Origin of the sequence: Rudaea sp. (genome assembly GCF_036560865.1) — a bacterium.
Taxonomy (GTDB): domain Bacteria; phylum Pseudomonadota; class Gammaproteobacteria; order Xanthomonadales; family Rhodanobacteraceae; genus Rudaea.
Genome location: NZ_DATBQK010000068.1, coordinates 1 through 10,130, shown reverse-complemented (window position 1 = coordinate 10,130; position 10,130 = coordinate 1). Strand labels below are relative to the sequence as shown.

Genomic DNA, 10,130 nt, shown 5'->3' with positions numbered 1-10,130 from the left:
GAGCTTCGCGCAATGCAGCAATCGACGTACGCACGTCTTCCGGTGCGGCGGCACCGAGCAACCTGGCGTCGTCGCGCGAGACCCAGAGCAGACCTCCGCGCGTTTCTCCGTCAACGTAGGCAACAAAGACAGAATCGGCATCGAGGTTTTGTGAGATGGCTGCGAGTGAAATGGATCGTACGGAAGAGCCTGCCTGGTCAGCGTGATCATCATTTGTGGCGAGTAACGCGAGAAGTTCGCGCTGCGTCTTGGACTCAGCTTCAGTTCTATTTTTCTTCGCCGGTGTCAACAAATCTTCAGCGACCGCACGGTCGAACTCTTTCGCGTGTTTGGCCGATTGCAAGTTTTCGATGCGAGCACCGTCGTCGGTCATGAAGGCCAGCCAAGACAACGTGGCTGCGACTTCCGTTGTCGAATCGCGTCTTGCCAGTATTTGTTGAAAAGCCGATTTGCCAATCATGCGAATCTGTTTGCTGACCAGATAGCGGATGACCGGGCTGCCAGTTTTGCCCAGCAAGGCTTCACTTTGTCCAGCGGCCGCGAGCAAGATCTGCTGTGCTCCTGTCGCATCTCCGGTTTGGAAATGCAGTCGCGCGTCGAGCCGGATCGCGCGAATTTGCTGTGGCAGCGACATTGATCCTGACCTCGCGCCATTCAGGGCTAGGCGGGCGTCCGCCTGGCGATTCTGCTGAACCGCAAGTTCGGCAGACAGCAGCTGCCAGTCTGGAGCGGACGCGGAATTGTTCGCGAGACGTTGCGTGATTTCCGTTTCGCTCGGATTGAAGCCACCAGCATCGATCTCCACGCCGAGGCGTTCGGCCCGGACGCCCTCGGCGGCCGCAGGCATATTGAGGCCAGTGAAGATTTGCTCCGCGGCGTATTTCCAGAGTATCGCCGACTCCAGATTGTGAGTGTCTCGCTCCACGTCGGCGAACACGTTCATCGCAACTGCCATTCTTGCCGGCGCGTCGCGAACCGAAATTCGAGAAATGGCTTGGCCCAATGCATCGTAGGCTTCGCTGTCCGCGCCGAGTTGTGCAAAAAGAAACGCGGCGTTCAAATACGTGTTCGCTTCCCAGCGCAGAACGTTTTCCCTCGCATGGGCAAACTCGTCCAGCGCAAGATCGGATTGCGACAGCGCCTCGGCGACATCCCCGCGCAAGATTGCGAGATTGCCGAGCATGACATGCAGGCGCCCGCGCACCATCGGAGCATTGGGTCCTCGGGCCGATGCCAGCGCCGCTTGGCCGAGCTGCCACGCCTTGTCGGGCTTGCCTTGATCGCGTAGCAGACTTGCGTAGTTCTGCAGTGAGGTTACCCGCTCCGTGTTTTCCCCGAGCCGCTGGTATTGCGCGAGAACCCAGTCGTAACAATGCTCTGCGTCGTCGAGCTTGGCCTGCGCCTGCAGGACGAGGCAGCGGGTGTTTGCGAGGCGCACCGAAAAATAAGTCGCGTTGGAAGAATCGGAAATACCATCCGTCAGCGCCAATACCGACCGCGAGTCCCCGGTTGCGTACAACTCTTCTACGCGCCCGACACGTGCGGCCAGCGCCCGTGCCGGGTCGCGTATGGCTTGCCAGGATTGCTCGGCGACAGCAAAAGCCTGGACGGCATCCGCGCTGCGGCCATTGACGGCGAGAGCTTGGGCACGAAGATGCAGTCCCATCGCACGCCTTTGGTCGTCGTCGGCGCTCATCGTGAGTCGGTCGATATCGCTCAAGAGCGAGGGTAGCTGTGAGGGCTCGACGGGGCGTTGGAGTCTAGCCGCGATAGAGCTTGCTTGCTGCAGCCACAGTAGTCTCGGCTGCAGCGCGGGCGGTAGCGAACAATGCAAAGAGACCTTGACGTGCGCTGGCGCGACGTTCGGGTCGAACCTTTGGATGTCGATCTCATGCCCGGCATCGACGTGCCGCCAGTGCCAACCGTAGCGATAAGGTGACGAAATATCGATCGCGTCTGCGGTCGGGCTTACGAGCACGACCGATTGTCCGGATTCTTCGAGCTCCAGCCAGACGGCGCCGGCGTCGGGAGCAAACCGCAGGCTTGTGACGGGCAAATCGTGGTCTTGCCATTGACCATCCTGAGCACAAGTCAAGGCTATGGACGGTGCCGGTTCAACGACGTCCATTGAAAGCGCAAGCCAAAGGTAGAGGATTGCGCTGGGAATCACGTGTCTTTAGGCCCTATGTGCATCCCATGCAGACTGTGTCCAAATCAATGTACTGGCTCATTGCCAGTGCCCGTTCCCGTTTGGGAGATACCGGATACTGATGTGGTGTTCCAATCCGTTCGTCGGTCGGGGCGCTCCAAATAACACAGATAATCGTTCCCTGTGGTAGGAGGCGTATTCCAGTGCGGAAAGGCGTCAACGCGGTATTGTTTTTCGGTTTGATGCTTAGAATCAAATCCGAACTCAACAAAATAGTCATAGGTGTGCGTTAGGGGACCAGGAATTGTTGCCGACATCCAGCGGATATTCCCTTTATATACGTTCGGTAACAGTGCCTTCTCGATGAACATGCCCCCCCACGGGAGTAGCAGAAACAGTGTTTGGCTGTTAGAGGTGTCGGTTTGAATCATGAGTCTCGTGCCCGCTTGAATCCAAGTATCACTTGCTTGGGTACATTTGGAGCTGGGATCGGATTGCGGAGCGAGCGTTATGAAGCCGTGCGAATCCCAGATGCTTGGATCGTTTGAGGTTCCCCAGAGCAGGAGACTACTGGGAGTGGATGATTGCCATAGCTTTCCTTGGTCTTTGTCGGCGAAATCCACGCAAGTCTGATTCGGCCCGGCAGTGCAAGATTCTTTAGGGAATTTAGGCCGCGGATCGGCAATTGCGGTGAGCGAAGTCAATAGGATAAACAAGATCATCGCAGCTGCGATTGTCGGGTTTGCGGATTTTCTTTTCATGGTGAATTTTTCCCCAAGTTTGGCGTATCGATGGAAAGGACTCTGTACTGCTCGTTGATGGACAGCTCAAGCGAAACAGACTTTTTCGTGCTCAACGTGGATCGCGTAGCCAAAAAACTCACAAACCCATCCGGTGACTTTGTTAGCGGTTGATCTGGCACACCTTCGATGTGCAAGGTAATGTGCTCGGCGCCCGGCGGCACAGCGACTTCGACAAGCACATATGGCGATTGACTATCCGCGTGTTCAACGCGAGGAGGAGTGGCTTCCCCACGCATGGTGTCGTAAATGATCCGAGTGGGGCTGGCGATTACCGAGGCGCTTTGACTCGGAGCAAGGCTGCGCATGCCAATGCCGCCGATGCCGAGTCCGAGAACCAAGGCCGTAGCAACTGCAAGCCATGATTGGAGCGGACTGCGTTTCGGAAACTGCACTACACGCTTATCGCCCGAAATACTGGCAGGATTCGTTGCAACGTTCGTCGCTGCGCCAGTGGCTCCACCTGCGCGGTTGTCCTGGCCGGCCGACGCGTCAGTGCGCACAACAGCCCCCGGCCTACCCGCCAGCGCATTCCGCAAACGATTATCCGCATCGATCATTGCCAGCAATTCCGGTTTGTCCAATACATAAGCCTCGAACCACGCGGTTTCGTCGCCATCCAGTTGTCGATCCAGATAGCGGGCGAGCCATGCCTGTTCCAGCCATGTCGACATGTGCGTAGGTGCCGGTGTCACGTGAAGCTCCATTCAATTCGACACAGGTCCCTGTGTGCATAAGGGAACGCGTTGCGCGCCATTCGTCTCACCTCACACCTCCCCGATTCCGGCCCGGTCGAGCAACTCGCGGAAACGTTCGCGCGCGCGAAACGCGACGCGGCGGAAATGCGCTGTGTCGATGCCAAGATGACGGCACACATCGTCTTTGTCCTCGTCGTCGAGATAAAAGCGCGTGAGCAGCTCGCGGTCGCGCGGGACGGGTAGTTCGGCGAGCAGTGCGGTCAGCGTCTGCCGCAATTGGTCTGCGGTCACGCAAATTAACGGTGAATCGCTGCCCGGTAGCTGTTCGATGGCCTCGACCGATTCGGTCGGCCGGCGGCTGCGGTATTCGGCGCTGGTGGCGTAAACGATTGCGGCCTGCACATAGGCGGGCAGAGCGTCGGCGTCGCGGATCGCGCCGGCGCGCAGGCGATCGAGTACGCGCGCGAGAACATCCTGCGCGATATCTTCGACGATCGGGTCGCCCGGACGGCAATGCCGGCGCACGAGCACCTGCACGCCATACTGATAGCGCCGCACGAATTCAGTCTCGGCGGCGCGGTCGCCTGCCGCAATGCGCGCGACAAAATCCGACTGCGCATCGGCCTTGGCGTCTGCTTGCGTCAGATCGACGGACATGGGGCCCCTGAACCCGTATGGCGCCGACAGCCTAACAAAAATTTGACGGGAGAAGTGAGTCCCGTTGCGCCGAATGCCAGGTGGCACAAGGGACTGCGTCCCGAGTGACCCGAGGCGCTGGTGTTGTCGGGCGTTGTCGCAGTAGTTACGCGGTGCGCGCCCCGGGCATGGGCGCCAGCTGCGGCCGACGGCGCTGTTCGGCGATACCGAACAGACGCGCGAGAGTGGCGAACGGGGAATCGACGCGTTCGAGATGCTCCAGGTCGTCCAGGGGCAGCAGAATGCGATGCAGAACTCCACCGACCGGGTCATTGACCGGCGCTGCGACCTCGCGGAAACCGTAGCCGCTGAACATTCCCAGATGTGCCGGTGCGCAGGTGGCGAAGCAAAGCCGCGTCCCAAGCGCCAGCCGTCGCAGGTACACGGCCTCGAACAACTGCGCGCGCACGTTGGAGTCGCGATGTTCCTGACTCACTGCGAGGCGCGAGCACACGACGATATCGTGGTGCGGGACATGGCCGAACGCGGTGAGGTCGAACAGCGCACTGTAGTGCGCGCGCGCCCGGGTCGATGCCAGCGAGTTCGAGCGCACGGTGGCGATGATGCCTGCGTGCATATGCTCGATCAGCATGATGTCCGCGTCTGCGTCGAGATCGTCGCTGAGGGTCTTCCGCGCGTGGTCGGCGCCCGCATACGCCTTGCCGTGTTCGGCGACATAGACATCGAAGCGCAGACGTGCGACCGCGTGCTGATCGCGCTCGGATTCCGCGCGCCGCGCGACCAGGGTGCTGTAATCACCCGCGTCCATTGCGCACCCGGCCTTGATTCGAGGGTTCAACAGGCGACCGTGCGGCATGCAACATCGAGGTGCTCCGGGATTGCACAAGGAAAGGAGTGCTGTGGCGCGCGGTAGTCTCATCCGGTCGCGGCGGCCCACGACGGCTCCCAGAAGATTCTTCAGCTTTCACGTGCGGCGATTACACGCGATGGGCGCGGGCAATGCAGTAGTTGAAGCTGCCTCTTCGCGGCGAAGACTTAGCGTGCCAAGGCCCAGCGACCGATGGCTGGGTCGTCAGTAAAGAATCCGTCGATGCCGGCGTTGAGATAAGCGCGGATTTCGGCGACGGCGCCCGCGTCGTTGCGCGTTGCCGGGTCGCCGGGCGCGTGCATGTCGTTCGGCAGGAAAAAATTCTCGGGACGAAATGTATACGGATGTACAAGCAGATTCTGCGCATGCGCATTGGCAACCAGCGACGTGGGTTGGCTCAGCGTTCCGTCGGCTTTGCGTGGAATGATCGCGAGTTTGTTCGGACCGATCGCATCGGCGTAGCGCGCGATCGCGTGCAGACCCTGCGGTTGCATTAGGTCCGCGTAGGTGCGCGGATCGTTCGCCACGACGAGATCCCAGGGCCGTTCGGCAGCCTCGCCGAGCAGCTGGATCAGCTTGACGTTCGGCATGCCCGTGCCGAGTTGCCCGCGCAGATATTTGAGGTTTGCGGTCTCGAAAGATTGCAGGAACAGCGGTGCTATCTGTGCCGTGTATGGGTGTTTGCGGATCGCGGCGAGCACCACATCTTCCATCGGCAGGCCGAGCGCACGGAAATAGGTCGAATGCTTGATCTCGGGATAGATGCCGATCGGGCGCTCCTGCGATTTCGCCTGCGCGGCTGCGAATTCGACGATCTCGTCGAAGGTCGGCACTTCAAACTGCCCGTCAAACTTCATATTCGCCCGGCGAATCTCGGGCAGGCGCTCGCGCGCACGCAGGGTTTTCAATTCGGTGAGGGTGAAATCCTCGGTGAACCAGCCGCTGACCGCGTGGCCGTCGATTATTTTCGTCGTCCGGCGCGCCGCGAATTCGGTGTGGCTGACGACATCGGTCGTGCCCGCGATTTCGTTCTCGTGGCGCGCGACCAGCACGCCGTCCTTCGTCATCACCAGATCGGGCTCGATGAAATCCGCGCCGTCCTCGATCGCCTTGGCGTACGAGGCGAGGGTGTGCTCGGGCCGCCAAGCGCTCGCGCCGCGGTGGCCGATAACCAGTACATGCTCTGCAATAGGCTTCACTGGCGGCGCGGCGTTGGCGATTGTGGGGAAATTGGTCAAGGCGATGGCGAACAGCGCTGGAAATCGAGCTATCAGCATAACGGCAGGATAGCGTCGCAACATGAATTTACCGCGTCATTCCGGCAATCCATGCCGGAATGACAAGCATTGGCCGGACGCCCCGCATTGGCGCTTGCGGCCGCGCTGCGTTAACCTGCGCGACCCCGTCTTTCGCGCCCACGCGCCAGCATCGCAGACCATGCAGGAAACCTACGATTTCGCAGCTGTCGAAGCCGCTGCGCAAAAATTCTGGAACGACACGCGTGCGTTCGAGGCCAGGGAGCTCGATGCGCAGGCGCAGGCCGCCAAGCCGAAGTTCTATTGCCTGTCGATGCTGCCGTATCCATCCGGTGCATTGCACATGGGTCACGTGCGCAATTACACGATCGGCGACGTGATCAGCCGCTACCAGCGCATGCTGGGCAAGAACGTGCTGCAGCCGATGGGTTGGGACGCGTTCGGCCTGCCTGCGGAAAACGCGGCGATCAAGAACAACACCGCGCCGGCGAAATGGACCTACGCGAATATCGAGCATATGCGCACGCAGTTGCAGTCGCTCGGCTACGCGATCGACTGGAGCCGCGAGTTCGCCACCTGCCGGCCCGACTACTACGTGCATGAGCAGCGCATGTTCGTGCGCCTGTTCAAGCAGGGCCTGGCCTACCGCAAGAACTCGGTTGTCAACTGGGATCCGGTCGACCAGACCGTCCTCGCCAACGAGCAGGTGATCGACGGCCGCGGCTGGCGCACGGGCGCCCTAGTCGAGCGGCGCGAGATCCCGCAGTGGTTCCTCAAGATCACGCAGTATGCCGACGAGTTGCTCGACGATCTGGACAAGCTGCCGGGCTGGCCCGACGCGGTGAAAACCATGCAGCGCAACTGGATCGGGCGCTCGCAAGGCCTCGATATCCGCTTCGACGTCGAAGGCAAGGCCGAACCTTTGACTGTGTTCACCACGCGCCCGGATACCTTGATGGGCGTGACTTACCTCGCCATCGCCGCCGAGCATCCGCTGGCGCTGCAGGCGGCGCAGACCAATCCGCAGCTCGCCGCATTCATCGACGAATGCCGGCATGCCGCGACCGCCGAGGCGGCGATCGAGACGGCGGAGAAACGCGGCGTCGAAACCCACCTGCATGCGATCCATCCGATCAGCGGTGAAAAGCTGCCGATCTGGGTCGCGAACTTCGTACTGATGGGTTACGGCACCGGCGCGGTGATGGCCGTGCCGGGTCACGACGAGCGCGATTGGGAATTTGCGACCAAGTACGACCTGTTCATCAAGATGGTCGTGGTCGACGATGCGGTGCGCGATGCGATAGCCGAACTCGGCCGTGAGGCCGCGGGCAATCCCGACGTGATGTCCGCCGCGTTGGGCGTTAGCCCGTCGCTCGACGTGTATGAGGCTCCGGGTGCATTGAGCGTGTTCGAGGAATTCGAGCGCGATATCGTCGAAAAGGGCGCGTTCACCGACTATGGCACCTTGGTCAATTCGGGTGAATTCGACGGGCTCGACTATCGTGGCGCGTTCGACGCGATCGCCGCGTTTCTGGAAAAGGCAGGCAAGGGCGCGCGCCGCGTGAACTACCGTCTGCGCGACTGGGGCGTCTCGCGCCAGCGCTACTGGGGTTGCCCAATTCCGATTATCTACTGCGTGAAATGCGGCGCGGTGGCGGTGCCGGAGGACCAGTTGCCGGTGATCCTGCCCGAGAACGTGCAGTTCATGGGCGTGCAGTCGCCGATCAAGGCCGACCCGAACTGGCGCAAGACGACCTGTCCGCAGTGCGGCGCTCCGGCCGAGCGCGAAACCGACACGTTCGACACGTTCATGGAATCGAGCTGGTACTACGCGCGCTACACCAGTCCGGGCGCGACGACGCAGATCGACGAACGCGCGAACTACTGGCTGCCGGTCGATCAATACATCGGCGGTATAGAACACGCCATTTTGCACCTTTTATACTTTCGCCTCTATCACAAGCTGATGCGCGACACGGGCATGGTCAAGTCCGATGAGCCGGCGACCAACCTGTTGTGCCAGGGCATGGTCATTGCCGAGACGTTCTATCGCGAGCAGGCCGATGGCAGCCGCGAATGGATCAATCCCGCCGATGTCGAAATCCAGCGCGACGACAAGGCGCGCATCGTCGGTGCGCTGCTCAAAGCCGACGGCAAGCCGGTCGAGATCGGCGGCATCGAGAAAATGTCGAAGTCGAAGAACAACGGCGTCGATCCGCAGACGATGGTAGGCAAATACGGCGCCGACACGGTGCGTCTGTTCTCGATGTTCGCCGCGCCACCCGAACATTCGCTGGAATGGCGCGAAGCCGGCGTCGAAGGCATGTCGCGTTTCCTGCGCCGCCTGTGGCGCGATCTGCATGCGCATGTGTCGCAGGCCCCTGGGAACGTAGCGACCGAAGGTCGCACTGATTCACTTCCCCCGCAAAGCGGGGGAAGTGGCCCGCAGGGCCGAAGGGGGAGCGCCACAGAAGTCGATCCGTCTGCACTGGACGCCGCGCAGAAGACGCTGCGCCGCCAGGTGCACGAAACCATCGCCAAAGTGAGCGACGACTATGGCCGCCGGCTGTCGTTCAACACCGCGATCGCAGCCTTGATGGAATTGCTCAATGCGGTCGGCAAGTTCGGCGATATGTCCGATCAGGGCCGCGCCGTGCGCCACGAAGCGTTCGAGACGATCGTGCTGCTGCTCAATCCGATTACGCCGCATGTCTGCCACGCGTTGTGGCAGCATCTGGGTCATGCCGAGCCGATCATCGAGCAGCTTTGGCCGCAGGTTGATGCTCAGGCGTTGACGAAGAGCGCGGTCACGCTTGCGGTGCAGGTGAATGGCAAGCTGCGTGGGCAGATCGAAGCGGCGATCGACGCCGCGCGCGCGGAAATTGAAAAAGCGGCGCTTGCCGAGCCCGGCGTGGCGAAATTTCTCGAAGGCGTGAGCGTGAAGAAAATCATCGTCGTGCCGGGCAAGATCGTGAATATTGTCGTAGGATGATTGTATGAGCGAGCCAATGCGGGACTCGGGACTCGGGACTCGGGACTCGGAAATGAAATGCCGCACCGCCCGGCGCAGGCAAACTGCGATTTGGGAACGTTTCAAGACGGTATGGTTGAGCGCTTTTCCCGAATCCCGAGCGCCGAGCCCCGGGCCCCGACTTGCACTGACACTGTGCCTCTGTAGCCTGGTCGCCGCCTGCGGTTTCCAACTGCGCGGCGAGGTCAAGCTCGCGTCGAACCTGCAGCGCGTGTATGTGACGAGTTCGGATACTTACGGTCCGCTCAAGCACAATGTCGAGGCGGCGCTGACGCGTGCGGGTGCGAAGATCGAAAGCGTGCCCGGCGAGGGCATCGCGCAGATCAACATGACCGGAGTCGGTGTGACCACCGTGGTCGCCTCGGTCGGCGCGAATGCGCGCGTGAACCAGTTCAACATGGTCTATCACGTCGATCTGGAAATCAGCGATGGCGCGGGCAAAACCGTGTTCGAGAAACAGCCGATCGAGCAGACGCGCAGCTTCACCTTCGATCAGACACAGGCGATCGGCACCGGCTCGGAGCAGGACTTGATCCGCCGCGAGATGGAACGCGACATGTCCCAGGCGATCATGCGCAAGATCGACGTACTCGAGCGCAAGTTCTCGCAGTAAGCGCGAATCCGCGCGCCGCCATGCCGACTACTCTGCCCGCGTTGCGCAAACAGTTGAC

The 10,130-nt window shown here is 61.0% G+C and carries 8 protein-coding genes and 1 pseudogene; 3 read left to right on the top strand and 6 right to left on the bottom strand.

Annotated features, from left to right (window positions below):
* The 6 genes from VIE67_RS07235 to VIE67_RS07210 form a co-directional block, all read right to left on the bottom strand.
* On the bottom strand, positions 1-2,128 hold a 2,128-nt coding region (locus VIE67_RS07235), incomplete at its 3' end, for a tetratricopeptide repeat protein (RefSeq protein ID WP_332024729.1).
* 86 nt (positions 2,129-2,214) lie between these two features.
* The gene (locus tag VIE67_RS07230) at positions 2,215-2,910 is read right to left on the bottom strand and encodes a hypothetical protein (RefSeq protein WP_332024727.1); all 696 of its coding nucleotides are present in this window, start codon (positions 2,908-2,910) and stop codon (positions 2,215-2,217) included.
* On the bottom strand, positions 2,907-3,623 hold the full coding sequence (locus tag VIE67_RS07225; RefSeq protein ID WP_332024725.1) for a hypothetical protein: 717 nt from the start codon (positions 3,621-3,623) through the stop codon (positions 2,907-2,909). Before VIE67_RS07225 ends, VIE67_RS07230 begins: the two co-directional genes overlap by 4 nt.
* Before the next feature lie 93 nt (positions 3,624-3,716).
* Complete coding sequence (locus VIE67_RS07220) at positions 3,717-4,304, bottom strand: RNA polymerase sigma factor (protein WP_332024723.1); 588 nt, start codon at positions 4,302-4,304, stop codon at positions 3,717-3,719.
* Between the two features lie 145 nt (positions 4,305-4,449).
* Positions 4,450-5,112 carry a GNAT family N-acyltransferase gene (locus VIE67_RS07215; RefSeq protein WP_332024721.1) on the bottom strand — a complete coding sequence of 221 codons (663 nt, stop codon included), beginning with the start codon at positions 5,110-5,112 and terminating at the stop codon, positions 4,450-4,452.
* 227 nt (positions 5,113-5,339) lie between these two features.
* Positions 5,340-6,449 carry a glycerophosphodiester phosphodiesterase gene (locus tag VIE67_RS07210; protein WP_332024719.1) on the bottom strand — a complete coding sequence of 370 codons (1,110 nt, stop codon included), beginning with the start codon at positions 6,447-6,449 and terminating at the stop codon, positions 5,340-5,342.
* 160 nt (positions 6,450-6,609) lie between these two features.
* Between VIE67_RS07210 and leuS the strand changes: the two are divergent.
* From leuS to VIE67_RS07200, 3 genes and pseudogenes are all read left to right on the top strand, one after another.
* Positions 6,610-8,782 (top strand): annotated as a pseudogene (gene leuS, locus VIE67_RS07205) (leucine--tRNA ligase); the annotation flags it as partial.
* Between the two features lie 14 nt (positions 8,783-8,796).
* A complete protein-coding gene (locus tag VIE67_RS14765) occupies positions 8,797-9,420 on the top strand; it encodes a class I tRNA ligase family protein (protein WP_414707310.1) in 624 nt (207 codons plus the stop codon).
* A 115-nt stretch (positions 9,421-9,535) separates the two neighbouring features.
* Positions 9,536-10,072 carry an LPS-assembly lipoprotein LptE gene (locus tag VIE67_RS07200; protein ID WP_332024715.1) on the top strand — a complete coding sequence of 179 codons (537 nt, stop codon included), beginning with the start codon at positions 9,536-9,538 and terminating at the stop codon, positions 10,070-10,072.
* Positions 10,073-10,130 lie beyond the last annotated feature (58 nt).

Bases quoted from the DNA above. Each gene is read 5' to 3' on its own strand.
- VIE67_RS07230 (WP_332024727.1), bottom strand. From the start codon at position 2,910: ATGAAAAGAAAATCCGCAAACCCGACAATCGCAGCTGCGATGATCTTG.
- VIE67_RS07210 (WP_332024719.1), bottom strand. From the start codon at position 6,449: ATGCTGATAGCTCGATTTCCAGCGCTGTTCGCCATCGCCTTGACCAAT.
- VIE67_RS07220 (WP_332024723.1), bottom strand. From the start codon at position 4,304: ATGTCCGTCGATCTGACGCAAGCAGACGCCAAGGCCGATGCGCAGTCG.
- VIE67_RS07225 (WP_332024725.1), bottom strand. From the start codon at position 3,623: ATGTCGACATGGCTGGAACAGGCATGGCTCGCCCGCTATCTGGATCGA.
- VIE67_RS07215 (WP_332024721.1), bottom strand. From the start codon at position 5,112: ATGGACGCGGGTGATTACAGCACCCTGGTCGCGCGGCGCGCGGAATCC.